At 65.4% G+C, this 23934-nt stretch carries 18 protein-coding genes; 10 read left to right on the top strand and 8 right to left on the bottom strand.

The window, feature by feature from the left end; genetic code table 11:
• Complete coding sequence (locus ACWCOP_RS06330; RefSeq protein WP_478250381.1) at positions 1–1395, bottom strand: helix-turn-helix domain-containing protein; 1395 nt, start codon at positions 1393–1395, stop codon at positions 1–3.
• Between the two features lie 149 nt (positions 1396–1544).
• On the opposite strand from ACWCOP_RS06330, the gene aceA reads away from it, so the two are divergent.
• The 3 genes from aceA to aceB all read left to right on the top strand — a co-directional run bounded on the left by aceA (position 1545) and on the right by aceB (position 5033).
• Complete coding sequence (gene aceA, locus ACWCOP_RS06325; RefSeq protein ID WP_478250380.1) at positions 1545–2840, top strand: isocitrate lyase; 1296 nt, start codon at positions 1545–1547, stop codon at positions 2838–2840.
• A gap of 81 nt (positions 2841–2921) precedes the next feature.
• Positions 2922–3404 carry a ribonuclease E activity regulator RraA gene (gene rraA, locus ACWCOP_RS06320; protein WP_478250379.1) on the top strand — a complete coding sequence of 161 codons (483 nt, stop codon included), beginning with the start codon at positions 2922–2924 and terminating at the stop codon, positions 3402–3404.
• A gap of 30 nt (positions 3405–3434) precedes the next feature.
• Positions 3435–5033, top strand: a complete 1599-nt coding sequence (gene aceB / locus ACWCOP_RS06315; protein ID WP_478250378.1) for a malate synthase A — start codon at positions 3435–3437, stop codon at positions 5031–5033.
• Between the two features lie 188 nt (positions 5034–5221).
• Here aceB and ACWCOP_RS06310 read toward each other — a convergent pair whose 3' ends face one another.
• Positions 5222–7762 (bottom strand): TonB-dependent receptor, encoded by a 2541-nt coding sequence (locus ACWCOP_RS06310; protein ID WP_478250377.1) that lies wholly within the window; start codon positions 7760–7762, stop codon positions 5222–5224.
• A gap of 321 nt (positions 7763–8083) precedes the next feature.
• Here ACWCOP_RS06310 and ACWCOP_RS06305 point away from each other — a divergent pair, with 321 nt between their 5' ends.
• Together ACWCOP_RS06305 and ACWCOP_RS06300 are read left to right on the top strand one after the other, a co-directional pair.
• Positions 8084–9259: a hypothetical protein gene (locus ACWCOP_RS06305; protein WP_478250376.1), complete on the top strand. Its 1176-nt coding sequence runs from the start codon at positions 8084–8086 to the stop codon at positions 9257–9259.
• A 70-nt stretch (positions 9260–9329) separates the two neighbouring features.
• Positions 9330–11396 carry a S9 family peptidase gene (locus ACWCOP_RS06300; RefSeq protein WP_478250375.1) on the top strand — a complete coding sequence of 689 codons (2067 nt, stop codon included), beginning with the start codon at positions 9330–9332 and terminating at the stop codon, positions 11394–11396.
• A 38-nt stretch (positions 11397–11434) separates the two neighbouring features.
• On the opposite strand, the gene ACWCOP_RS06295 is transcribed toward ACWCOP_RS06300, so the two are convergent.
• A complete protein-coding gene (locus tag ACWCOP_RS06295) occupies positions 11435–12067 on the bottom strand; it encodes a glutathione S-transferase family protein (RefSeq protein ID WP_478250374.1) in 633 nt (210 codons plus the stop codon).
• 27 nt (positions 12068–12094) lie between these two features.
• Positions 12095–13822 carry an amidase gene (locus ACWCOP_RS06290; protein WP_478250373.1) on the bottom strand — a complete coding sequence of 576 codons (1728 nt, stop codon included), beginning with the start codon at positions 13820–13822 and terminating at the stop codon, positions 12095–12097.
• A 221-nt stretch (positions 13823–14043) separates the two neighbouring features.
• Between ACWCOP_RS06290 and ACWCOP_RS06285 the strand changes: the two genes are divergently transcribed.
• The gene (locus ACWCOP_RS06285) at positions 14044–15045 is read left to right on the top strand and encodes a hypothetical protein (protein WP_478250372.1); all 1002 of its coding nucleotides are present in this window, start codon (positions 14044–14046) and stop codon (positions 15043–15045) included.
• Between the two features lie 80 nt (positions 15046–15125).
• Entirely contained in the window at positions 15126–15914 is a 789-nt protein-coding gene (locus tag ACWCOP_RS06280) for a hypothetical protein (RefSeq protein ID WP_478250371.1), read from the top strand.
• A gap of 19 nt (positions 15915–15933) precedes the next feature.
• Here the strand turns inward: ACWCOP_RS06280 and ACWCOP_RS06275 are convergent, their stop codons facing one another.
• Positions 15934–17253 (bottom strand): RsmB/NOP family class I SAM-dependent RNA methyltransferase, encoded by a 1320-nt coding sequence (locus ACWCOP_RS06275; RefSeq protein WP_478250370.1) that lies wholly within the window; start codon positions 17251–17253, stop codon positions 15934–15936.
• 72 nt (positions 17254–17325) lie between these two features.
• On the opposite strand from ACWCOP_RS06275, the gene ACWCOP_RS06270 reads away from it, so the two are divergent.
• Both ACWCOP_RS06270 and ACWCOP_RS06265 read left to right on the top strand, forming a co-directional pair.
• Positions 17326–18378, top strand: a complete 1053-nt coding sequence (locus ACWCOP_RS06270; protein ID WP_478250369.1) for a bifunctional transcriptional activator/DNA repair enzyme AdaA — start codon at positions 17326–17328, stop codon at positions 18376–18378.
• On the top strand, positions 18375–19139 hold the full coding sequence (locus tag ACWCOP_RS06265; RefSeq protein WP_478250368.1) for an isocitrate lyase/PEP mutase family protein: 765 nt from the start codon (positions 18375–18377) through the stop codon (positions 19137–19139). Before ACWCOP_RS06270 ends, ACWCOP_RS06265 begins: the two co-directional genes overlap by 4 nt.
• On the opposite strand, the gene ACWCOP_RS06260 is transcribed toward ACWCOP_RS06265, so the two are convergent.
• Both ACWCOP_RS06260 and guaB read right to left on the bottom strand, forming a co-directional pair.
• On the bottom strand, positions 19127–19552 hold the full coding sequence (locus tag ACWCOP_RS06260; RefSeq protein ID WP_478250658.1) for an MAPEG family protein: 426 nt from the start codon (positions 19550–19552) through the stop codon (positions 19127–19129). The two genes, ACWCOP_RS06265 and ACWCOP_RS06260, sit on opposite strands and share 13 nt — an antisense overlap.
• 17 nt (positions 19553–19569) lie before the next feature.
• The gene (guaB, locus tag ACWCOP_RS06255) at positions 19570–21042 is read right to left on the bottom strand and encodes an IMP dehydrogenase (RefSeq protein ID WP_478250367.1); all 1473 of its coding nucleotides are present in this window, start codon (positions 21040–21042) and stop codon (positions 19570–19572) included.
• A gap of 187 nt (positions 21043–21229) precedes the next feature.
• Between guaB and ACWCOP_RS06250 the strand changes: the two genes are divergently transcribed.
• Positions 21230–23113: a PAS domain-containing hybrid sensor histidine kinase/response regulator gene (locus ACWCOP_RS06250; RefSeq protein ID WP_478250366.1), complete on the top strand. Its 1884-nt coding sequence runs from the start codon at positions 21230–21232 to the stop codon at positions 23111–23113.
• Here ACWCOP_RS06250 and ACWCOP_RS06245 read toward each other — a convergent pair.
• Positions 23110–23874 carry a Coq4 family protein gene (locus ACWCOP_RS06245; RefSeq protein ID WP_478250365.1) on the bottom strand — a complete coding sequence of 255 codons (765 nt, stop codon included), beginning with the start codon at positions 23872–23874 and terminating at the stop codon, positions 23110–23112. The genes ACWCOP_RS06250 and ACWCOP_RS06245 overlap by 4 nt on opposite strands.
• Between the last annotated feature and the right edge of the window lie 60 nt (positions 23875–23934).

Raw genomic sequence — 23934 nt, 5'->3', positions numbered from 1 at the left:
TCAGAAGGTGAACGGCGCGGCGCCGCGGACGTGCGGCTCGATCCTCAAGGCCCGCTGCAGCGGGGGAAAAGCGCGCTCGGCGCATTGAGCACGCTCGCAGAGCCTACAGGACAAACCCACCGGCGTGAACGCCTCGCCCGGCTTGTAGACAAGGCGGTGAGCTTCCTTGGCTTCACACCCCACCGCAACGGCGTTCATCGCGGCGCCGCCGTCGGGCAGCTGGCGCGTCACCGCGCGCGCGATGGAGACGAAGCGCGCCCCGTCAGGCAGCTCCAGCCCCTGCACCTGCACGCGCTCCGGCGCGCGGAACGCATCAAACAGGCGCCAGCGCGCACACCCGCCGCCGGACCGGGCGAACGCCAGGACCCCGCCGCCGAATCGTTTGGTGATGTTGCCGGCCTGATCGATGCGGATCATGAAAAACGGCACGCCGCGAGCGCCCTGGCGGTTCAGCGTGGTGAGCCGGTGACAAACCTGCTCCCAGCTCACATTGAAGCGCCGGCGCAGCGCATCGATATCGTAGCGCACCGTCTCGGCCGCCTTCTGGAACGCATCATAGGGCATGAGAATCGCGGCCGCGGCGTAGCTGGCGAGGGTCACCCGGTAGAGCCCGCGCGCCTCGGCGCTGAGGCCGGTCGCCCGGTCCGCCTCTTCATCCAGCGCCTCGCCCATCTCCAGATTAACCAGCGCCGCAGCGATATGAAAGGCGCGCGCCGCCGGCTCCAGCAGATCGCTGAGCAACAGCTTGCGGGCGTGAAAGTCGAACCGGCGAAGCGCCCCGCCCATGACCTCGTCGTCATAGCTGCGCACCGCGGCGCCGTGGACCGATCTGAGATGCTGGGTCAGGGCCGTCTCAAGGCTGGGATGATCCTCCAGCATGGCGCGCAGGCGCTCGGCCTCGTCCTCAAGGGCGGGAAAGTAGTTCTGCTTGCCGTCGAGCGCGTCGCGCACTTCTTCCAGGGGAGACAGCCCCGCCGCGACCCCGCCCTCTGCGGCGCGCGCGGCCAGATCGGCGGCGGCGGCGCTGGTGTCGCGATAAGCCTGGTAAAGCCGGGCCAGCGCCTCGGCGGCGCGCGGATGGGCGTCGGCGAGCTCGGTAACATCACGCCGATCCAGATCGGCGCCCTTGAGCACCGGATCGGACGCGGCCTCGGTCAGATCGGCGATGAGCTGGCGATCGCTCTCGGCGGCGAATTCGCGCACATCAATGTCAAAAACCTGACTAAGCGACAGAAGCACGCGGGCGGTGACCGGCCGCTGATTGCGCTCTAGCAGGTTGAGATAGCTCGGCGATACGCCCAGACTTTCAGCGAATTGCGCTTGAGTCTGGCTGAGATCCCGGCGCATCCGGCGCAGGCGCGCGCCGGCGAATAATTTTTCCTGACCTGCAATCACTTAGCGCACCGTTGTCATGTTAATTACATCGTTACACGTTTACAGAGATCATTTGTCTACTTCGTTTCTCCTTTCTGCACAAGCGTCCCTCGACCTTCGCGGCTCCATCGTGTCTAAGTCCGCACAACGCAGATTGAAGGGCCCGAACCATGGCTTCGTTTTACGACATCATCCCCGCCGCCGCCGAAGGCCGCTTTGACGGGATCGAACGCAATTACACCCCCGAGGACGTGCTCAAGCTGCGCGGATCGGTGCAGATCCAGCACACGCTGGCCGAGCGTGGCGCGCAGAAGCTCTGGGAGCTTTTGAAGTCCGAGCCCTACGTCAATGCGCTGGGCGCCCTGTCGGGCAACCAGGCCATGCAGATGGTGCGCGCGGGCCTGAAGGCGATCTATCTGTCGGGCTGGCAGGTCGCCGCCGACGCCAACACCGCCGGCGCCATGTATCCCGACCAGTCGCTCTACCCGGCCAACGCCGCGCCGGAGCTGGCCAAGAAGATCAACCGCACCCTTCAGCGCGCCGACCAGATCGAAGTCGCCGAGACGGGCAAGGCGAGCCGGGACTGGTTCGCGCCGATCGTGGCCGACGCCGAAGCCGGCTTCGGCGGCACGCTGAACTGCTATGAAATCATGAAGGCCTTCATCGAAGCCGGCGCCGCGGGCGTTCACTTCGAAGACCAGGTCGCCGCCGAGAAGAAGTGCGGACACCTGGGCGGCAAGGTTCTCATCCCCACCAGCGCCCACCAGCGCAATCTGCACGCCGCGCGCCTGGCCGCCGACGTCATGGGCGTTCCCACCCTGACCGTCGCGCGCACCGACGCCGAAAGCGCCACGTTGATCAACTCCGACATCGACGAGCGCGATCACGAGTTCATCGATTATGACGCCGGCCGCACCGCTGAAGGCTTCTACCGCCTGAAGCAGGGCATGGGTGTGGATCACTGCATCAAGCGCGGCCTGGCCTACGCCGAAGTGGCCGACCTTCTCTGGTGGGAGACCTCCAAGCCGAATCTGGAGGAAGCCAAGCGCTTCGCCGAGGCGGTCCAGAAGAAGTATCCGGGCAAGATGATGGCGTATAACTGCTCGCCCTCGTTCAACTGGGAAGCCAATCTGGACAAGGCCACGATCGAGACCTACCAGAAAGAGCTCGGCGCCATGGGCTACAAGTTCCAGTTCGTCACCCTTGCCGGCTTCCACCAGCTCAATTTCGGCATGTTCGAGCTGGCCCGCGGCTATCGCGATCGCGGCATGGGCGCGTACTCGGAGCTGCAACAGGCCGAGTTCGCCGCCGAGAAGGACGGCTACACCGCCACGCGTCACCAGCGTGAAGTGGGCACCGGCTATTTCGACCTGGTCAACATGACCCTGTCGGGCGGCACCAGCTCAACCACGGCCATGGGCGCGTCCACCGAGACCGACCAGTTCAAGACCGACGCCGCCGAGTAAGGCGCACCGCTTGCTGAAGCCGGACCCGCGCGTTCGCGGGTCCGGCGCTTCAGCGCCGCGCCGCGCGACCTGCGAGGCCCCATGATTTCCGTCTGCGATCTTTGCGACGCCCATCCCGACCGGGTCCAGGTGCTGGAGCCGGTTTTTTCAAGCTATGGCGGGCGTGACGCCTTCTTCGGGCGCGCCGAAACCATAACCGCCCACGAAGACAATAGCCGCGTGCGCGACGCCGTGAACGAGCCCGGCGACGGCCGCGTTCTCGTGGTCAATGGCGGCGGCTCGCTGAAACGCTCGCTCCTGGGCGGCGATCTTGCGGGCAAGGCGGCCAGGAACGGCTGGTCCGGCGTCATCGTCTATGGCGCGGTGCGCGATATCGCCGAGTTGGAGGCTGAGCCGCTGGGCGTGCTCGCCCTGGCGCTGATCCCCATGAAAACCGAAAAGCGGGGCCTTGGCGTGCGCGGCGGCGCCGTTTGCATCGCGGGCGCCGTGGTGAACCCCGGCGACTGGATCTATGTGGACCGCGACGGCGCTATTGTGGCCGCAGAGCCGCTGCACGAGACCTGATTTTCAAACAGATACGAAGAGGAGCGCCCGATGCGCGACACGCCCGACGGCCTGAATATCCGTGGTGAGATGAAGCCGGGTTATGAGGAAATCCTCACCCCTGACGCGCTGGCTCTGCTCGCCGACGTGCACCGGCGCTTTAACGCAGAACGCCTGCGCCTGCTGGCTGAACGCGAGGCACGCCAGAAGGGTCTGGATTCCGGCGAAGACATCCTGGACTTCCCCGCCGAGACCGCCGCGATCCGCGCCGGCGACTGGACCGTGCCCACGGCGCCCGCCGACCTTCAGGACCGCCGTGTGGAGATCACCGGCCCGGTGGACCGCAAGATGGTCATCAACGCGCTGAACTCCGACGCCAAATGCTTCATGGCCGATTTCGAGGACGCCTCCACTCCGTCCTGGACGAACATGATGGACGGCCAGATCAATCTGCGCGACGCCAATGCGCGCACTATCGCCCTCACGGACGAAGCCTCCGGCAAGAGCTACGCGCTGAATGATGATCCGGCGGTGCTGATCGCCCGCGCCCGCGGCCTGCACCTGGACGAGGCCCATGTGACGGTGGACGGCGAGCCGGTGTCCGGCGGCTTTTTCGACTTCGTGCTGTACCTGATCCACAACCACGCCAGCACCGCAAAGAACGGCTCGGGGCCGTACTACTACATCCCCAAGCTTGAGACCCGGTTCGAAGCCCGCCTCTGGTCGCTGGTGATCCGCCACTGCGAGGAGGCTCTGGGCCTGAAACGCGGCACGGTGCGCATCACGGTGCTGATCGAAACCCTGCCGGCGGCCTTCGAGCTGGATGAGATCCTTTATGAGCTGCGCGAGAACATCACCGCGCTCAACGCCGGGCGCTGGGACTATATCTTCAGCTATATCAAACGCCAGAAGACCGACGCCTCCAAGGTCCTGCCGGACCGCGCGCAGGTCACCATGACTGCGCCCTTCATGGCGGCCTACGCCAAGCGTCTGATCGCCGTCTGCCACCGCCGCGGCGCCCACGCCATGGGCGGGATGAGCGCCTTCATCCCGGTGAAAAACGACGACGCGGCCAACAAAGCCGCCGTGGACAAGGTGCTCGCCGACAAGACCCGCGAAGCCTCCATCGGCCATGACGGCGCCTGGGTGGCGCACCCCGCCCTGGTGAAAGTGGCGCTGGAAGCCTTCGACAAGGTGATGCCGGGGGCCAATCAGCTCGACACCAAGCCGGAGGTGACCGAGGATCGCGACGCGCTGATCCTGCCGAACGAGGGCACGATCACGGAAAGCGGGCTCTACGGCAACGCCGATGTGGCGATCCGCTATATCGCCAGCTGGCTGCAAGGCCGCGGCGCGGCGCCGATCCATAATCTTATGGAAGACGCCGCCACCGCCGAGATCAGCCGCGCCCAGCTCTGGCAATGGCGCACCCACGGCGCGAAGACCGATGACGGTCAGGTGATCGACGACGCCCGCGTGAGCGGCGTCATCACTGCGGCGGCCGAAGCCATCAAGACCGAGATCGGCGCCAACGCCTGGACGGTGGGACGCTTCGACGAGGCCCGGGAAATCCTTGAGGAGATGAGCCTGTCGGACAGGTTCGAAGAGTTCCTCACCCTGCCCGCCTACAAGAAAGTCGCCCAGGTCTAGGCCACATCTTTCACGGCGAAAATCAGCCCGGGACGGTGATCCGTTCCGGGCTTTTTTGTGTCCGGCGGCCGGCGGCGCCAAACGCCCACAGCTGTGAGCGCAGCGCCAAGAACAACAAAGGGCCGAAGCTTTCGCTCCGGCCCCGTGCCGTCCTCCCCGACTGGTCATCGGGAAACTGCGTGCGAAATTTAGAACTCGCTGCGCAGGGTCACGCCGAAGGTGCGAGGCGCACCCAGGAACGCCATGTAGCTCGCGGTCGCGCGCGGGTCGTTAGACGTCCCCGCTCCGCCACGGCGGCCCTGAGCGAAGGCGTCGAACGCCACCTGCGCATAGGTTTCGTCCGTGAGGTTGCGGCCCCACAGCTCCACCGACCACAGACCATCTTCACGGCCCAGCGCAAAGCGCGCGTTCACCAGGGCGAAGCCGTCCTGCACCTTCTCCGGATCAAGATCAGACCCGGTGTTGTACTCCGACACGTAGCGCGCATCGGCGGAGGCGGTGAACAGCAGGTTATTGAACACCGTGCGCTCATAGATCGCCTGACCGGTCACGAAGTGTTCCGGCGACAGCGAGAAGTCCTTGCCTTCGATCGCGTCCACCAGCGGATCGCCGGTGTTCACCGTCGTATATTCGGTGTTCACATAGGCGTAGCCGGCGGTCAGGTCGAGGCCCGGGATCGGCGTTGCGTACGCCATGTCGAGCTCAACACCCATGGACTCCGACTCGTCCACGCTCTCCACCACAAAGGCCAGGCCGTTGAAGGTGTTGAGCTGGTAGTCTTCGATCTGCTGCAGGAAGGCGGCGCCGTTCAGCTGCAGAACGCGACCGAACAGCTCGGATTTGAAGCCGATTTCGTAGGAGTCGATGATTTCCGGAGCAAACGAGCTGTCGGCGTTGGTGTAACCATTGGCGCCGATCGGACCGTTCAGCTGACGGTCCAGGTTGAAGCCGCCGGCCTTGAAGCCGCGCGAATACCCCGCATAGACCATCACTTCGTCATTCACGTCATAGGTCGCGCGGAGCGTGCCGGACAGCTCCTCGTCAGACCGTTCGCGGTCATAGCCGTTGGCGTCAAGACCGGTCCGTGCATACGGCAGGCAGGCGGACGGGACCAGAGCCGCCAGCGCGGAGCCGGCGAACGTCGCGGCCGGATTGAACCCGCCATAAAGTTCGAAGATGCGGCAACCCAGCGGCGAGTTGGTGTCGAACGTCGCGTAAACGTCCTTGGTCTCGTTGGTGTAACGAAGACCCGCCGTGATCGCGAGGTTGTCGGTGAGCTGATAGGAGTTGTGCGTAAAGATCGCCCAGCTGTCGGCCGTCTGATTGTAGACGTCCTGGTTCACTCCCGAACCGGCCGGGAAGAAAGCGCCGGCGGGCTGAGGCGCATAACCGGGCAGCGCCGGCAGGCCGAGGCCGCCCAGAGCCAGGCCGTTCAGGGTCTGGGAGATGAACAGCGGGTTGGTGCCGCCCGAAGACGCCAGGCCGAGGAAGGGTTCCCAGTCGTCGCCGTAGCGGATCGCATCACCCAGCACCAGATCTTCGTGGGAATAGAACGCACCCACGAGCCAGTCGAGATTGCCATTGACGCCGGTCAGTCGAAGCTCCTGGGAGAACCGCTCCAGATCCGTGAAGTTGTTGTCTGAATCACGATAGGCGATGTCTGCGGCCGAATAGTCGATGTCTTGGCTGCGCGAGTTGGACCAGTTGCGGAATGCGGTCACAGACGTCAGCGTGCCGATCGGCAATTCGATGTCGAACTCCCCGGAAATCCCCCAATCCTCGATCTTCTGCTCGTAGGGCCGGTTGGCGTAAGCGATGCGTGCTTCCGGGTCAGCGGGGAAACCAACACCGCCGCCGGTCGCCCGCGAAGTCACCGCGCCGACAAGGGCTGCGGCCGTTGCGGTGTAGTCGTAGGAAACCGCCGAACAGCAGAGTTCATCCCGCTCGGAATAGTCGGCGATGATGCGGCCCTCGACCATTTCGGAAGGCGTCCACAACAGCTGGCCGCGGACCGTGTAGTAATCCTGGGTTTCGGAGTCGCGCACGTCGAAGGAGCCACCCTCATCCAGCACCAGGCTGGTGAAGCCGTCGCGCTTTGAATCAGCGGCGAACAGACGGAAAGCCAGCTGATCTTCGATGATCGGGCCGGTGAGGTGCGCTGAATATCGCTGATAGCCGTAATCGCCGAGCTCGGCCTGCACGCTGCCGCCGAACTCAAATTCCGGCGCTTCGGTCACGATATTCAGAACGCCGGCGGAGGTGTTCTTGCCGAACAGGGTGCCCTGGGGGCCGCGCAGCACTTCGATGCGCTCAAGTTCGCCGAGATCGCCGAAGCCCACGCCGTTGCGCGAGCGGAACACGCCGTCGATGTAAACGCCGACCGAGCTTTCGAGGCCGAAATTGTCACCGACCGTGCCGACGCCGCGGATACGCGCCGTGGTGATGGTCTCGGACTGGGTCGAGGTGACCATGAGGCCCGGCGCGATGGAGATCAGGTCCTTGATGTCCTGAACGCCGGCCTGGGCGAGCGACTGGCTGTCATAGGCGCCGATGGAGATCGGAACATCCTGGGCGCTCTGCTCGCGCTGCTGGGCGGTGACGGTGATGACGTCGAGCGTACGGCGCTCGCCGCCGCCGACCTGATCGATGAGCTGCGCGTTCGCGGCCGCGCTCAGCGCGACAGACGACGCCGCGGCGAACAAGGCGACTCGCGTGAATTTAGACACCATGATTGTGCATCCTCCTGAATGGATCGGTCCCCGGTTTTGTCCGGGAGCGTTTTTGTTGCAGCGCAATACGTGCACTCCCACACAGAGTGTCCGAATTCGGGCCTGGAATGAAGCGTCCCAGTACAGGCTCACCCGACGCCAAACCCCTATTATTCGAACCTTTCTTTTCTTTTCACAGAAGTGTTGCATCGTAGTCACGCCCAAAACCGGCGCCCGCTATGCTGCAATTGCGAAGAGATAGGGATTTCCGGCGCTTACCGCTTGCAAAGGAAACCGGGTTATTCTGCCTTCAGAGCCGGGAGAAAAGGCGAGACTCGCCCCATGGACGACGCCGTGATGCAGGCGCTCAAGCGCCATCTGGCCAGTGCGGAGACGTTGGACGTCAGCCGCTATCAGTTCGTGAACATGGAGGCGGTGAAGGCCGCCGCCGGCGCGATCTGGCCGGAAGTTCGCGCCCGCGTTTTCCTGGCCTCGCGCTCCATCATCGAGCGCCGCATCGCCGAGGACGACCTCGTCTTACAATGCGCCACCGGATTTCTGGTGATCTACAAGGCGACCACCGGAGCCATGGCCGAGCAGACGACGGCGCGTATCCGCGCCGACCTGGAGCGCTTCTTTCTGGGCGAGCGATTCGCCGACCTGATGCGCGTTCAGGCCACCAGCGAACGGCTGACCCCGGCCGAGTTTGAAGCCGCCATGGCCGAAGCCGGGCTTGAAGAGGCTGATCCGGCGCCGCCGGCCGCCGCGCCGCGCGCCAACCATCCCGGCCTGTTTCGCTCGATGGAGTTTCATGCGGCGTGGGACGTGCGCAAGGAAGCGGTCGCAAGCTATTTCGCCAAACCGGTGGTGAGCGAGACCGAAGACGGTCCGGATCTAAGCGAGGCTTCGCTCAATGCAGCCCTGTCGCGGCCTGAAGACCGGCTCGCCTTCGACCAGGCCGTGCTCGCACGCGCGTGCGAAGCGCTGACTAGGCTGCTCCAGGCCGGCACGCGCTGCGCGCTGATCGTCCCGGCCGGCTATGGCGCCGTTTCCAATTCGCGGCTGCGGGCCGGCTATGTCACCGCCCTCGCCCATTTGCCGCGCGAGCTGAAAAAGCTGATCTGGGTGCGTCTCGTGGGCGCGCCCGGCGATACGCCGGCCTCTGTGATCGCCGAGACCGGCCGCACCCTGCTGCCCTATACCGGCCAGCTCTTTCTTGACGCCGACATCCGCTCGGTGACGCTTGAACGCCAGATGGAGAGCGACGCCCACTGGCTGGGCGCGCGCCTGCCGGACAAGCTCACCGAGGCCGCGCGCCAGGATGTGGAGCGCTTCATCGCCCTGGCCAGGCGGGGCGGTCGCCCGGTCTATTTTTACGGCGTGAATGACTGGGAACGCTTACGCTACGCCTCGCGCACACCGGCGCGCCTGCTGGCCGGATCCGCAATCGGACGCCATGATTCGCCGCCCGCCCCGTTTCGCCTGACCCGCAACGGGCTTCTGTCGCGCGCCGCGTGACATCTTGCGCTGGCCTCCGGCTCGGCTAGGGTTCGCATCAACAGAGATAGAAATTTCGGGGAGATAAGTCATGAAACGCGCCCTTATGGCGGCGGCCTTGTGCTGCGCCGCGCCCTTCGCCGCCCAGTCGCAGACCGAGGACGCACAGCCGGCCGCGGGCGGCCCGCTTCAGGCCGCCGATATTTTCAGCCTGGAAATGGCCACCGATCCGCAGATCAGCCCCGACGGGCGCCAGATCGCCTATGTGCGACGCTCCAACGACATCATGACCGACCGTACCCGCCAGGCCGTCTGGGCGGTTGATTTCGCCGGGTCTGACCATCGCCCCCTCGCCTCGGGTTCGGCGAGCTATTCCAGCCCGCGCTGGTCGCCGCAATCGGACCGGCTTGTCGTGAGCGCCAGCGAAGACGGCGAGACGACGCTGGAAATGATCTGGCCGGAGACCGGGCGTGTTGCGCGCCTGGCCGAGCTGCCCTTCGGCGCCGGCGCTCTGAGCTGGTCGCCGGACGGGCGCTGGATCGCCTTCACCATGTTCACCCCGGCGCCGGGCCCGCAAGTGGATATCGGCATGCCTCCCAAGCCGCCGGGCGCCGAGTGGGCCGATCCCGCGCTGGTGGACGAAACCACCCGGTATGAATTCGACGGCGTGGGCGAAATTCCTGACGGGGCGAGCCAGATCTATCTGATCAGCGCGGAAGGCGGCGCGCCGCGCCGGATCACCAATGTGGCCGACGGCCAGATCTCCGGGCTCGCCTGGACGCCGGATTCGGGCCGGATCCTGTTCAGCTGGGGCGGCCGCGAGGAGGACGGCTTCGATTTTCGCACCAGCGACATCTATGCAGTGACCCCGCAGAGCGGCGCGTTGCAGCAGATCACTGACTTTCCGGGGCCCGAGGGCTCGCCGGCCGTGTCGCCGGACGGATCGCGCCTGGCCTTTCTGGGCGAGGCCGCCCGCGAGGAAAGCCATATCGACACCGATCTCTATGTCATGCCTCTGAACGGCGGCGAGCCGGAACGCCTGCTGGCCGATCTGGATCGCGGAATCGACCAGATCGAGTGGGCCGATAACCGCGGCCTGTACGTGCGCTTCGATGATGCGGGACACACCGTGCTGGCGTATGCCGGGCTGAATGGCGGGCTGGACCGGCTCACCGACCGCATCGGCGGGACCACGTTCGGCCGGCCCTACACGTCGGGATCGTTCTCCGCCTCGTCGAACGGACGCTGGGCGGCGACGCTGGCGAGCGCGTCAGACCTTGCCGATGTGGGCGTGGGGTCACGCCGGGGCCAGGCTGAAGAGATCAGCGATCTCAACGCCGACGTGCTGGGCGTACGCGAGCTGGCGCGCGTGGAACGGATGACCTGGGAGAGCTCTGCGGATGGGATGGAGATCGAAGGCTGGATCGCCTATCCGCCGGGGTTTGATCCAGACGAGTCCTATCCGATGATCCTTGAGATTCATGGCGGGCCGCACACCGCCTATGGACCCCAGTTCTCCGGCGAGGTTCAGCTCTTCGCCGCCGCCGGCTATGTGGTGCTCTACACCAATCCGCGCGGCTCCACCTCCTATGGTGAGGACTTCGCCAACGAGATCGACAAAAACTATCCCGGCGACGATGTGGCGGACCTGCTTTCCGGCGTCGACGCGCTGGTGGAGCGCGGCTTCATCGATGAGGACAGGCTATATGTCACCGGCGGATCGGGCGGCGGCGTGCTCACCGCCCAGCTGATCGGGGTCACCGACCGCTTCGCCGCAGCCGCAGTGGGCAAGCCGGTGATCAACTGGACAAGCTTCGCACTCGCCGCCGATATCGGCCCGGTGATCCTGCGCTACTGGTTTGGAACCACGCCCTGGGAAAGCCCTGAGGAATACTGGCGCCGATCCCCGCTCTCGCTGGTGGGCGAGGTGGAGACCCCGACCCTGGTGTTCGTGGGCGCCGAAGACCGCCGTACCCCGGTGTTCGAGGCCGAGCAATACTATAACGCCCTGCAGATCCGCGGGATTGAAAGCCGGCTGGTGCGCATCCCCGGAACCTATCACGGCATCGCCGATTCACGGCCCTCCAGGCTGCTTCAAAAAGCCGGCCATATCCTGGCCTGGTTCGACGATCATGGCGGCTCTGACGAACAGGACTAGCAAGGCGAGCGGTCCGGCCACAGCGGCTGGACCGGCTGCTAGACCCTCGCGCTGGGGCGCGCCGCGCAGGCCTCGCGCCAGGTGGCGAGGGCATTCAGATCCTCGCCTGGCTCCAGCTTCACCCAGCCGGCGAACTCCACGAAGATGAAGGCCGTGATGTCCGCGACAGAGAAGGCGTCGCCCGCAAGCCAGGGCGTTTGCTGCAGCCGGGCGTCGAGGGTGTGGAAGAATTTCGACCCTCGCGCGCGCCCCCGCTCGGCGAGCTCCGGGATCTGCGCCACGGGGTCAGGGCCGGGCAGCGCGCGGTCCTTCATGGCCCTGGAGGTGTTGCGCAGGATCTCCATGACGCTCATCAGCCCCTCAAATTCGGCGCGCCAGGTCCATTCGGCGACGCAGGCCTGCTCCACCGAAGAGCGGCCCATGAGCGGCGGATCTGGGAACTCCGCCTCCAGATAGCGCGCAATGGCCGCGTTCTCGCAGAAGCGCTCGCCGTCCTCTGTCACCAGAACCGGCACGGTGCAGCCCGGATTGACCTGTCGGAACGCGTCGGAGAATTGCTCGCCGCTGCGCAGATCGACCTCGATCGTTTCCACTTCGACGCGCTTCTCAGCAAGAATCATCCGGGCGCGGCGCGGGCTTGGCGCAGTGGCGCAATCATAAAATTTCATCATGAGTACAGTCCTTTAATCTAATTCTCCTCAAGCGAAATCTGAAGGCCGGATACGGGCCACGTCAAGGCGCGCTTCTATTGCTCCGCCCAGCGCCAGGATCGTGTCTTCCTTGAAGAGCGGGGCCCAGAGGCTCGTGGCCTGAGGCACGGAGAAGGTCGCCCCGCTTTCATCGGCCGCGGCGCCGAAGATCGTGCGGGTGGGCTGTTCGGAGAAGCCGGACCGGAAGGCGAGCTGGGGATGTCCGGTGTAATTGGTGATCAGCAGCATGCCGCCAGCGAAATTCGGCCCGATCACGGCGTCCAGCCCCGCCATGCGCTCGGCCATCATGGTCTGAGCGTGGCGGCGCAGCCGGTCGGCGTTGACCATATCCACCGCAGACGCAAAGCGGGCGCGCCGCCAGGTGTTGGGCCAAGCCGCGTCGTCCTGCCAGGTGAGCTGATCGTCGAGATCATCAAGGGTCAGCCGCTCGAACGCGGCGGCGGCTTCCGCCTCCAGCTGGATCAGCATGGTGTCATAGGGCTTGTCGTCGATATTAAAGGCGACGAGCTCGACGCCCAGCGACCGGGCGGCCGCAAGCGCCGCGCGGTCGCCGTCAGAGCCCTGCTCAAACCAGGCGGGGTTATAGCCCAGGCGAAGCCCGCTCAGGTCCCGTGACAAATCGGCGCCGAACGTCGTTGAAAAACTTGCAGGATCACCGTCGTCCGCGCCGTTGATCGCAGCCAGGACCAGCCCGGCGTCGGGGGCGGAGCGCACGATGGGGCCGATCTTGTCCAGCGACCAGCACAGGGCCATGGCGCCGGTGCGCGCCACCCGGCCGAATGTGGGGCGCAGCCCCGTGGTTCCGCACCGGTGCGAGGGCGAGACGATGGAGCCAAGTGTCTCGGTGCCGATGGAAAAGGCGCACAACGCAGCCGCCGTCGCCGACGCCGGACCGGCCGAGGAGCCCGAACTGCCCTCATTGGGGTTGAACGGATTGCGGGTCACGCCGTCATACCAGATGTCGCCATAGGCGATCGCGCCCGACGTCACCTTGCCCAGAAGAACCCCGCCCGCTTCTTCGAGGCGGCGTGCGACCACGGCGGTGCCCTGCGCCACGCGGCCTGAGTACACGCTCGCGCCCCAGGTGGCGGGCAGGCCCTCCACATCGATGATGTCTTTGAGGGTATAGGGCACGCCGTGGAGCGGCCCGCGCACCCGGCCGGCCGCGCGCTCGGCGTCCCGCGCCCGCGCCTGCGACCTTGCAAGATCGGCGGTGACGGTGACGAAGCACTCAAGCCGGCTCTCATAAGCGGCGATGCGCGCCAGATAAATCTCGGTGAGCTCAAGGCTCGAAAGGACGCCGCGCTCCAGCCATTGGGCCTGCATCCACACCGGAGCAAACGCGATGTCGGCTGCATCAGACGGCAGGCGCGGCGCCCGGCCCAGCCCCGTCACCCCGCCCCCGGCCATCTCATAGGCGCCTCCGGGCAGCCGCGGGTCGAAGGTCAGGGCCGGAGCCAGCGCGTTGGGCTTCTCCACCGCGCGCAGGCGCTCGGCCCGGCCGATCCAGGCCTCGATCCCCGCCAGCATCTGCTCACGCTCGTCAGCGGTGTAGGAGACGCCCAGAAGCGGCTCGGCGCAGGCGAAAGTTTCCCGGGTCACCGGCGTCACGGCAGCCTCCTGAGCGCGCGCGCTCGCCGCGAACCCCGCCCCTGCGCCGGCCATCAGGCCGAGAACCCCGCGGCGCGTGGCCGCCGCTTTGGCGAATCGAGTCATGGCGTTTCCCCTCATTCATTCCTGTGGCGCTGCGAAGCGGTGTTCATACCGGGTTCATCGGCGCGCTTATTAACCTTGGCAGGCTTCGTCGCGGCGCAAAACTTGCCGACATTGACCCTTAAAACAACAATTATGGCGAAGACTCCCTATTTCAGCCCAACTTCGGAAGCTTGCTTGGGTTTGGTTAATGCGGGGCCGTGAATAAAAAGGGGCATATCGCCATGGACGACCACATCCAATCGCGCCAAGCCAGCCCGCAATCCAACCGTGACCTTTTAAGGGGGGCGGATTTGATGGATCGCGCCGAGCTGAAAGCCCACCAGATATCCGACCGGCTGACCTATGCGTATCAGCGCGCCGGTTCAGCCTTCGTCGCCTACATGAATTTCAAGGATACGCGCGGCAGCCGCTTCGGCGAAGCCACCGGCGCGCAACCGATTCACCGGGCGCCGGCCTATCCCGACAGCCACATCATGACCTTCTCCATCCTGGCGGGTCTGGTGCTGTTTGAAGGCCTGGCGAACGCCTACTTCTTCTCCAAGGGCTCCGATCTGGGCCTTCTGGGCGGCTGGATCCAGGCGATCACGGTGGCCAGCGCCAACGTCATCGCCAGCTTCTTCATCATCGGCTTTCTGGGCCTGCGCATGGTGCAGAACCCGCACCGGCCCTTCTCCTTCGCCGCGGCGCTGATCTTCATGCCGCTGGCCACCGCCTTCGTGGTGTTCTTGAACTTCGCCGCCGCGCACTATCGCGATCTGCTGGAGATCAACGCCGCCGTGCTCGCCCAGGGCGGGATCGAGCAGACCGGCCAGATGCTGACGCCGGTGACGCGCGCGCTCACCCTGGCGCCGTTTGAAACCCTGGAGGCGCTCCTGCTGTTCGGCCTGGGGATCACCTTCGCCGTGATCGCCGCCTTCAAGGGCGCGACCTTTGATGATCGCCTGATCGGCTATGGCGCGGCCCATCGCCGCCTGGTCAACGCCTCCTCGCATCTGGCGGCGGTTCTCAAGCAATTGCCGGCCAATAGCGGCGCGGCGGACGGCGAGATCGTCACCGGCGCCAAGCTCACCACACGCCAGCGCGCGGCCGATCTGAAAGAGCTGATCGACGACATGTTCGCCCAAGAGGTTGAAGACGCGCTGGCCCGCCATGAGCGCCGGCGCGAGGGCCGAGATCCGGCTGACGCAGAAATTTATTCCAACGATCCCCCGCCCCGGGCCTAGACTTCAGCGGCGCGCCGCGCTCGTCTGTGAACTGCAGGGGCGTGGTACGCGTTCGCTAAGCGTCTCTTGAGGGGGATCACATGCGCGGCAAAGACATATTGGGGATCTTCAACATCCTGATCGTGCTCGGAGTGCTGGGCGCCATCAGCTACGCCGCCCTGGTGCTGCAGCCCGAAGAGTACGATCCCGACACGCTGTGCCTGGCCGGTGAGACCCCGCCGCACATGGCGCTGGTGATCGACAAGACCGATTTCTATTCGCCTGAGCAAGCGGTCCGCATCGAAGGCCTGGTGCTGGACAGCCGCGACCGGCTCACCGTCGGCGAGATGCTGTCGCTCTATGAGCTGGACGCGCGCGGCGCGCTGATCAACACAAATGACTTCGCCCTGTGCAATCCCGGCCGCGGCGATCAGATCAACCCCCTCTACCGCAATCCCCAGCGCGTCGAAGCACGCTACCAGGCGCTGTTCGAGGGCCCGCTTCAGCGCGCGCTGGACGATCTGGTGGAGCCCAAGGAAAGCCCGGCGAGCCCCATCGTCGAGGCGCTGGCGCGGCTGGCGGTGGAAGAAGACTTCGACCGCGAAACGCCTCAGCGCACGGTGATCCTGGTCTCCGACATGCTGCAGAATTCAGCACTCTTCACCGTCTATGGCCGGGGCCGGTCTGATCTTACCCGCACCCTGCCCGACCCGCGCCTGGTCGCAGACGCAGTGACGGCGGAGTTCGGCGACGCGCTGGCCGGTGTGACGGTCGAGGTTCACCTGATCCCCCGCCCCGGCTGGGAAGCCCAGCAGGCCGGGGTGATCCGCGCCTATTGGGAAGAGGTGTTCCGGCTCCTGGGCGTGCGCGACACCTGGACCGCGCTTTAGGCGCGGCTCAGCCTCGGCGTCAGCCCGCCGCCCTCTCCAGCACGCACACGTAAAATCCGTCCGTTCCGGTGCGGTGGGGTGTGAGCTGGATGGCGCCGTGGCGGCCTTCGAGTTTTGCAAGACGGGCTTTCGCGCTGTCGGCGAGGCGGCCCGACGATGCGATCGCCTCGCTGGCCGGGACCGGCGTGAAGTCGTCGCGGCCGTTAAGGAAGGCGGTGACGCGCTCCTCGTTCTCATCCGGCAGGATCGAGCAGGTGACATAGATGAGGCGCCCGCCGGGCTTCACATAGGCCTGAGCCCTGGCGAGCACCTCGTCCTGTTCGGCCATGCGGCGCTTCAGGGCTTCGGACTTCAGCTTCCACTTGCTGTCCGGGCGCCGCCGCCACGTGCCGGAGCCGGAACACGGCGCGTCGATGAAGACCACATCCATGCTGGCTTCCAGGTCGCCCAGCGTCTCGGCCTCCTTGCCGTCGCGCACTTGCACATTGCGCGCCCCGGCGCGCTGCAGCCGCGCCCAGATGGCCTTCAGGCGGCGCCCGTCATAATCCCAGGCGTAGAGCTGGCCGGTGTTTTCCATCAGCGCCGACAGGGCCAGCGTCTTGCCGCCCGCCCCGGCGCAATAATCGAGCACTTGTTTACCTGCGATTTCACCGGCGGCGAGCGCGGCGATCTGGGAGCCGAGATCCTGCACCTCCACCCAGCCCTTGCCGTAGGCGGGGATACTTTCGGCGCCCGGCGACTTGGCGCGCGGGTCGGTCTCGGGAATGCGCAAGCCGTCAATGACGAGATCGCTCTGCTGAACGTCCTTCAGCTTCGCCTTCACCGCCGCCACGGCGCGCTCGGGCTCGGTTTTCAATGTGTTGATGCGCAGATCCACCGGGGCGCGGCCCGCCATGGCCTGGCCCTCGGCCACCGCATCGGCGCCGAACGCCTTCTTGAAGGCCAGGGTCAGCCATTCAGGGATATCAGCGGCCACATGCAGCGGCGCGCCTGCCTCGCGGGCGCGCAGAAAGCCGCCCTTCTCTGCAGCCGTCAGCGGCTGCGGCGCGTGCTCGTCGCCGTCAAACATCGCCTCAATGGCTTCGGACTCCAGACCCCAGGCGATCGCCAGCGTTCCAAGGGCCAGCGCGCGCGGCGTGTCTTCAGCCATGGCGTCGCGAATGCTCGCCCGGCGGCGCAGCGCGTCCATCACAAGGCCGGAGATCCAGGCGCGGTCGCCGGACCCGGCGAAACGATGCGCCTTGCCCCAGTCGCGCAGCGCGTCCTTCACCGGTTGATGCCGGTTCAGCACCAGATCGAGAACCTCGATCGCGCCTTGCACTCGTCCGCCGTCACGCATGGCGCCGCCTTTCATTCAATAACCGCCCGATTTGCGGCGCGGCGTGGCCCGGCGGTCTGCTAGAACCGGGCCATGTTGTTTGATCCGCCATCCCAAACCGTACTTTATGACGCCTTGCTGGCGCGCGACCCGGCCTTTGACGGGCGCGCGCTCGTGGGGGTTACATCCACCGGCGTGTTCTGCCGGTTGACCTGCCCGGCGCGCAAGCCGAAGGCGGAGAACTGCCGCTTCTTCGACACCGCGTCCGCCTGCTTAGAGGCGGGGTTCCGCCCGTGCAAGCGCTGCCGCCCGCTGCACGCCGGCGCCGAACCGCTGGTCACCGCGCTGGTGGAGGCGCTTGAGGCCGACCCGGCCCGGCGCTGGGACGAAAGCGCGGTGAGCGCAGAGGGCTATGACCCTTCCACCGTGCGCCGGGCCTTCAAGCGCGAGTTCGGCGTCACCTTCCTGGAGATGGCGCGCCTGCGCCGGCTGCGCGAGGGCTTCACCGCCGTGGCGAGCGGCGAGCGGGTCATAGAGGCGCAGCTGGCGGCGGGTTATGAATCCGGCAGCGGATTTCGCGCCGCCTTCGCACGCCTGCTAGGCGTCGCGCCGGGCCGGCTGAGCCCGGACGCGCTGCTGCGCGCCTCGCCGATCGATACGCCGCTGGGCGCCATGCTCGCGGTGGCCGACGACCATGCGCTGCACTTGCTGGAATTCATGGACCGCAAGGGTTTGCCCGCTGAGCTTAAGCGGCTCGCCGGACAGCCAGGCGGTCTGGGGTGCGGGCGCACCGGTATCCATGAACGCATCGAGGCTGAACTGCGCGCCTATTTCGCCGGCGAGCCGGTGCGATTTGAAACGCCGCTGGCGCTTCACGGCGCCGCGTTCGCCCGCTCGGTCTGGGCGGCCCTGCGCGCCATTCCACCCGGCGAGACCCGCAGCTATTCAGACATCGCGCGGCAGATCGGACGCCCGGACGCCGTGCGCGCTGTGGCGCGCGCCAACGGCGCCAACCAGATCGCCATAATCATCGCCTGCCACCGCGTCATCGGCGCGGACGGATCGCTCACCGGCTATGGTGGCGGCCTGCATCGAAAACGCGCGCTTCTGGAGCTGGAGCGCACAGCCGCGAGAACCACGCCATGACGCCTGCAGACAAGATCCAGCGCTTCAAATCCCTGCACCTGCCGGGCGATCCCCTGATCCTGCTGAACGCCTGGGACGCCGGCTCGGCGACGGTCCTGGATGCAGCGGGAGCCCCCGCCATCGCAACAGCGAGCTGGGCCTGCGCCGCCGCCCACGGAGAGACGGACGGCGAGCGGCTGGCGCTGGATCTCGCCCTCGCCAATCTGGAGCGCATCATTGCGGCGGTCAAAGCGCCGGTATCCTTTGATCTTGAAGCTGGCTACGGCGCGGATCCAAAAGCGGTCGCCGCGTCGGTGGCGCATGCGATCAAGATTGGCGCGGCGGGCCTCAATCTGGAGGACAAGCGTCCCGGCATGGACGGGCTTTTAAGCGTGGATGAGCAATGCGCCCGCCTGAACGCTGCGCGCGGCGCCGGCGCCTATTTCCTTAACGCGCGTACCGATGTGTTCCTGGAACGGCCCGCACTGGAGCACGCCGCCGCCCTGGACGAGGCGCTGCGCCGGGCGTCCGCCTACGCGGGCGCGGGCGCCGACGGTGTGTTCATCCCCGGCCTGACCGATCCGGCGCTGATCGCCCGGTTCTGCGCAGCCTCGCCCTTGCCGGTGAACGTCATGGCGCTGGACCCGGAACCGGTGAGGGCATCCCTCGCCGAGGCGGGCGTGGCCCGGGTCAGCACAGGGCCCGGCGCCTATCGCGCTTTGATGACAGCGTTCGGCGAGCGCGCAGAAGGCCTCTACCGGCGCGAGGCTCAGCCCGCCTGACCCCCGCTGAACGCGAAAACCGCCAGACGAACCCACATCACAAGGATGCAGATTGCGCCCAATGAAAACACGGGTATGCGTAATCCGACCGCATTGGAGGTCGAATATATAAGCGCGTGAACGACGCGCGTCACCACGTAGAGCCACGCGGCGCCAAGCATCACGGCGTCTTGAACCTGCAGCACGATTGCAAGGATCGCCGCGGCGAAGAAATACACCGGGGTCTCGAACTGGTTGTTAAGCGCGTTGGAAATCTGCTGGGTTTTCGCCGGCCAGGCTTTCTGACCCAGATCAACATCACCCGGCTTCACCGCGCCCGCTCCAAGCGCCTTGAAGCGCGCGGCGCCCATGATCACGACAAGCGCGAAGAACACGAGCACCTGGACAAAGATCGGCGCCAGAATCGGGTGCACGGCCAATACGGGGCCCATCAGGACGGGCTGGGATAGTTCGGCGCTTCGCGCGTGATCGTCACGTCGTGGACATGGCTTTCCTTCAGCCCCGCCCCGGTGATGCGCACGAACTCGGCCTTTTCCTGGAACTCGGCGATGGATTTCGCGCCGGTATAGCCCATGGCAGCGCGAAGCCCGCCCACCATCTGGTGCAGGATCGGACCCACCGGGCCCTTATAGGCGATCTGGCCTTCAATGCCTTCGGGCACCAGCTTCATGGCGTCGGTGACTTCCTTCTGGAAATACCGGTCGGCCGAGCCGCGGGCCATGGCGCTGACGCTGCCCATGCCGCGATAGGACTTGTAGGACCGGCCCTGATACAGGAACACCTCGCCGGGGGCTTCTTCGGTGCCCGCCAGCATGGAGCCCATCATCACCGTGTCGGCGCCGGCCGCGATGGCCTTGGCCATGTCGCCGGAATACTTGATGCCGCCGTCGGCGATGATCGAGCCGTCAAAGCCTTGCTTGGCGCGGGCGCACTCGATGATCGCGGTGAGCTGGGGAACCCCGACGCCCGCCACGACGCGCGTGGTGCAGATCGAGCCCGGCCCGATGCCCACCTTCACGCAGTCCGCGCCGGCGTCGAACAGGCCGCGCGCGCCGTCATAGGTCGCCACGTTTCCAGCGATGACCTGGGCCTTGTTGGAGGCCTTCTTGATGCGGCGCACCTGGTCGAGCACGCTGACGCTCATGCCGTGGGCGGTGTCGATGACCAGAACGTCCACACCGGCGTCCAGCAGCGCCTCGGCGCGCTCAAAGCCTCGATCGCCCACCGTGGTGGCGGCGGCGACGCGCAGGCGTCCGTGCTCGTCCTTGGCGGCGTGCGGATAGGCTTCGGCCTTCATCATGTCCTTGACGGTCATGAGGCCGACGCAGTGGCCTTCGTCGTCCACCACCAGGAGCCGCTCGATGCGGTGCTTGTGCAGCAGGCGCCGGGCCTCGCCCTGATCCACGCCGGGCTTCACGGTGACGAGATTTTCGCGCGTCATCAGCGAGCTGACCGGTTGGGACAAATCGTCGGCGAAGCGCACGTCGCGATTGGTGATGATGCCCACCAGCCGCCCGGTGGGGCCGCCATTGGCCTCCACCACAGGAATGCCGCTGATGCCGTTGAGCGCCATCAGCTCCTTGAGCTGAGCCAGCGGCGCGCCGGGCTCGATGGTGATCGGATTGACCACCATACCGCTTTCATAGCGCTTCACCCGGCGGACCTCTTCGGCCTGCTCTTCATTGGAAAGATTGCGGTGAATGACGCCGATGCCGCCGGCCTGGGCCATGGCGATGGCCAGTCCCGCCTCGGTCACGGTGTCCATGGCCGCCGACAGAATGGGAACGTTCAAACCGATGTTTGCGGTAAGCCGGGAGCGCACGTCTGCGTCGGCTGGCAACACTTCCGACGAACCGGGCTGCAAGAGCACGTCGTCGAAGGTGAGCCCCTCACGAATCTGCATGGGGAGGCCTCCTTCTCTCTTGCAAGCGCGCTTTAGCAGGATTCAGAAAAAGGGCAAGGCGCGTGCGCGGCGCGAGGGGGTCACCAGCCAACGGGCCCAGTCCTTTCAGGTCTTTCGGAAATTCTTTGGGAATTCCTGGTTATGCTCTGGAAGATGGCGACATGCGTGCGCGACAGGAAAGACCCGAATGAAGACCCGACCCTCCCTGGAACACCTTCTTGCTCATACGCCTGGGCTGGTCGGAGTCGCTTCGACAGACGGGCGCTTTGTGCGCCTGAGCGCCGCCTGGGAAAAGCTTCTCGGGGCGCCACTGTCCGAGCTTGAAGGCGCCGAATTCATTCAGTTCGTTCACGCCGACGATGTTGCGCCAACCCTTAAGGCGTTAGCGCGGCTAAACCGCAATCTGCCTGTAATCAGTTTTGAGAACCGATACCTGTGCGCGACCGGCAAGCACCGTAGACTTGTCTGGCGGTCTAACCGAGGCGAAGACGGCTTCATCTATTTTATCGTAGAAGATGTGACTGAAGCGCGAACGCTGCACGAGACACTGGAAGCCTCAAGCGAGCGGCTTCGGCAAGTGGCGGAGATCGCCGGCATAGGAAGCTGGGAAGTCGATCTGATCAATCAGACTGTATTCTGGGATGAAACGACCCGGCGGATCCATGATGTTCCGGACGAATACGTCCCAACGCTTGAGGCCGGCGTCAACTTTTACGACGGAGACGCCGCCGAAACGATCGGGCGAGCGGTTCAAAATGCTATCGACACAGGCGTTGCGTGGGATCTAGTCCTGCCCCTGATCACATTCACCGGCAATCAGATCTTCGTGCGGGCCAGCGGGCGGCCTCTTTTGGTTGAGGGCGTCGCAACGCGCCTGACCGGCACTTTCCAGGATATAACCGAGCAACAAGAATATGCAGAACATTTGGAGCTGCGCCGTGTAGCGGCGGAGACAGCGAATGAGGCGAAGTCGCGGTTTCTCGCGAATATGAGCCATGAAATCCGCACACCGCTAAACGGCGTCTTGGGGATGGCGCAACTGCTTCAGCGTACTCCGGTCAACGAGCGCCAAAGCTTCTACCTAGAGACCCTTCGAGAATCCGGGAACGCGCTGGCGAGCCTGGTGGACGATGTGCTTGATCTTGCCCGGATCGAGGCTGGCGAGGTGCGCCTTGCCGAGGAGCGCTTCAACCTTCACGAAGTGATTGGCTCAGCGCGAAGCGCCATCGCCGCGCAAGCGGCTCAGAAGGAGTTGATGGTCACTGTCTCAATAGACCGCTTGCTACCAAAAGACGTGTTAGGCGATTCAGTCAGACTCAAGCAGGTTCTCATCAATTTGCTCGGCAACGCTGTCAAATTCAGCGATCGCGGCGCGATTAAACTGCTGGCGGAACCCTTGGGCGACGCCTGTGTCCATGTGAGCGTGATCGACACTGGGCCCGGCGTGCCTGACGCCATGAAAGGTCTTATTTTTGAACGATTTACACAGGTCGACTCCTCTGACACACGTCGCAATAGCGGGACCGGCCTCGGCTTGGCTATATGTCGTGATCTGGTGAAGCTCGCTGGTGGCCGCATCGGCGTGAAGGATACGCCTGGAGGCGGCGCGACTTTCTGGGTCGAATGGCCCATCACACAGACGAGTGTAAGCTCGACGAAAAACCCGCTGCCGCATAAGCGCGAGCCCGAAAAGACCGTCCTAGTCGCCGAGGACAATATGACCAACGCGGTGATGCTTCAGGAGGCCCTAGGCGGCGCCGGCTATAAGGTTTTGCATGCTCACAATGGGCGTGATGCGGTGAAGCTTGCACGAACCGCCCGGCCCGACCTGATCTTGATGGATATCCACATGCCCGAGCTAAGCGGGATCGAAGCAATCATGCAGATCCGGCGCGAGATAAACATGCCTGCACCATGCATTGTCCTGACGGCGGATGTCACCGCTGAAATGCGCCAAAAAATCGAGGATCTGGCTCCGCTCGAGACTTTCTCAAAGCCCTTCGATCTGAACATTCTGCTTCAGACGGTGGACCGCACGCTTTCAGTCAATCCTCTGAAAAGTATCGCCTAAGCCACCTTCGCCGTCACCGGCTCCGGTCCCCTCCACGCTTCGCGGGTGGCCAGGTAAAGCTCGGGGCGGGCGAGGTTCAGGCGGGCGCGGGCTTCGTCCAGTTTCAGGGGGAGAAGCTCCAGCAAATCCACCGCAGAAAATTGGGTGGAGGTGCGCGCCAGGCGCACCGCCTCACCCACCATGCGGCCCACCGGCCAGGACGGGATTTCGGCGCGGATGCGAAGGCCGGCCATCCGCCCCAGCAGGCGCGAACCGCGCAACCCGGTCTGGGTCCCGGTGAACACCAGCAGCAAAGCTTCGCCCAGAGGGTCGCGGCCGTATCCGGTGAGGACGTGATAGAGGTCATGGGTCAACGACATCATATAGGTGAGCGCATAAAGCTGCGGATAGGAATCGCGCAGCGTCGCCATGTCCTGTGGCGCCTGCGCCCAGTGAGCGTCGTGAACGCCGGTGGGGTGCAGGTTTTCCCCGTCCAGATACTGCAGGTACGCCGCCGCGAACGTGCCGGGCCCGTGGCTTTCCAGCGTCGCCCGGTCGGTGAGGATACGTCCGATCCGCTCGCGGTCGGCGACCACGCTGCGCCCGTATTCGCTGTCGAAGAACCGGTCGAACCAGTCCTCCTGAGAGCGCCCGTTCACCGCTTCGAAGAACGCGAAGACATGGCGGGTGTCGTCGCGGTCATTGACCAGATCGCGAAACGCCCTCAGCGCCTTGATCGGACGCACGGGGCGATGCGGATAGCGCGGCGCTGATGCGGCCATGGCGGCGGACCTTTCTAGGTTGACCCAATAATTGTGAACGCCGTTCACATATCGCGTCAA

It is taken from the genome of Apolloniradiicaulis salifontis (assembly GCF_053756655.1).
Note: the sequence above shows the minus strand (reverse complement) of the source record. Positions and strands in the feature narration are given on the sequence as shown.

What these genes read in the sequence shown, in the direction of transcription:
- ACWCOP_RS06265 (WP_478250368.1), top strand. Translation starts at nt 18,375, where the DNA reads ATGACGCCTGCAGACAAGATCCAGCGCTTCAAATCCCTGCACCTGCCG.
- ACWCOP_RS06295 (WP_478250374.1), bottom strand. Translation starts at nt 12,067, where the DNA reads ATGATGAAATTTTATGATTGCGCCACTGCGCCAAGCCCGCGCCGCGCC.
- ACWCOP_RS06280 (WP_478250371.1), top strand. Translation starts at nt 15,126, where the DNA reads ATGCGCGGCAAAGACATATTGGGGATCTTCAACATCCTGATCGTGCTC.
- ACWCOP_RS06270 (WP_478250369.1), top strand. Translation starts at nt 17,326, where the DNA reads ATGTTGTTTGATCCGCCATCCCAAACCGTACTTTATGACGCCTTGCTG.
- ACWCOP_RS06245 (WP_478250365.1), bottom strand. Translation starts at nt 23,874, where the DNA reads ATGGCCGCATCAGCGCCGCGCTATCCGCATCGCCCCGTGCGTCCGATC.
- aceA (WP_478250380.1), top strand. Translation starts at nt 1,545, where the DNA reads ATGGCTTCGTTTTACGACATCATCCCCGCCGCCGCCGAAGGCCGCTTT.
- ACWCOP_RS06305 (WP_478250376.1), top strand. Translation starts at nt 8,084, where the DNA reads ATGGACGACGCCGTGATGCAGGCGCTCAAGCGCCATCTGGCCAGTGCG.
- ACWCOP_RS06285 (WP_478250372.1), top strand. Translation starts at nt 14,044, where the DNA reads ATGGACGACCACATCCAATCGCGCCAAGCCAGCCCGCAATCCAACCGT.
- aceB (WP_478250378.1), top strand. Translation starts at nt 3,435, where the DNA reads ATGCGCGACACGCCCGACGGCCTGAATATCCGTGGTGAGATGAAGCCG.
- rraA (WP_478250379.1), top strand. Translation starts at nt 2,922, where the DNA reads ATGATTTCCGTCTGCGATCTTTGCGACGCCCATCCCGACCGGGTCCAG.
- ACWCOP_RS06250 (WP_478250366.1), top strand. Translation starts at nt 21,230, where the DNA reads ATGAAGACCCGACCCTCCCTGGAACACCTTCTTGCTCATACGCCTGGG.
- ACWCOP_RS06310 (WP_478250377.1), bottom strand. Translation starts at nt 7,762, where the DNA reads ATGGTGTCTAAATTCACGCGAGTCGCCTTGTTCGCCGCGGCGTCGTCT.
- guaB (WP_478250367.1), bottom strand. Translation starts at nt 21,042, where the DNA reads ATGCAGATTCGTGAGGGGCTCACCTTCGACGACGTGCTCTTGCAGCCC.
- ACWCOP_RS06275 (WP_478250370.1), bottom strand. Translation starts at nt 17,253, where the DNA reads ATGCGTGACGGCGGACGAGTGCAAGGCGCGATCGAGGTTCTCGATCTG.
- ACWCOP_RS06300 (WP_478250375.1), top strand. Translation starts at nt 9,330, where the DNA reads ATGAAACGCGCCCTTATGGCGGCGGCCTTGTGCTGCGCCGCGCCCTTC.
- ACWCOP_RS06290 (WP_478250373.1), bottom strand. Translation starts at nt 13,822, where the DNA reads ATGACTCGATTCGCCAAAGCGGCGGCCACGCGCCGCGGGGTTCTCGGC.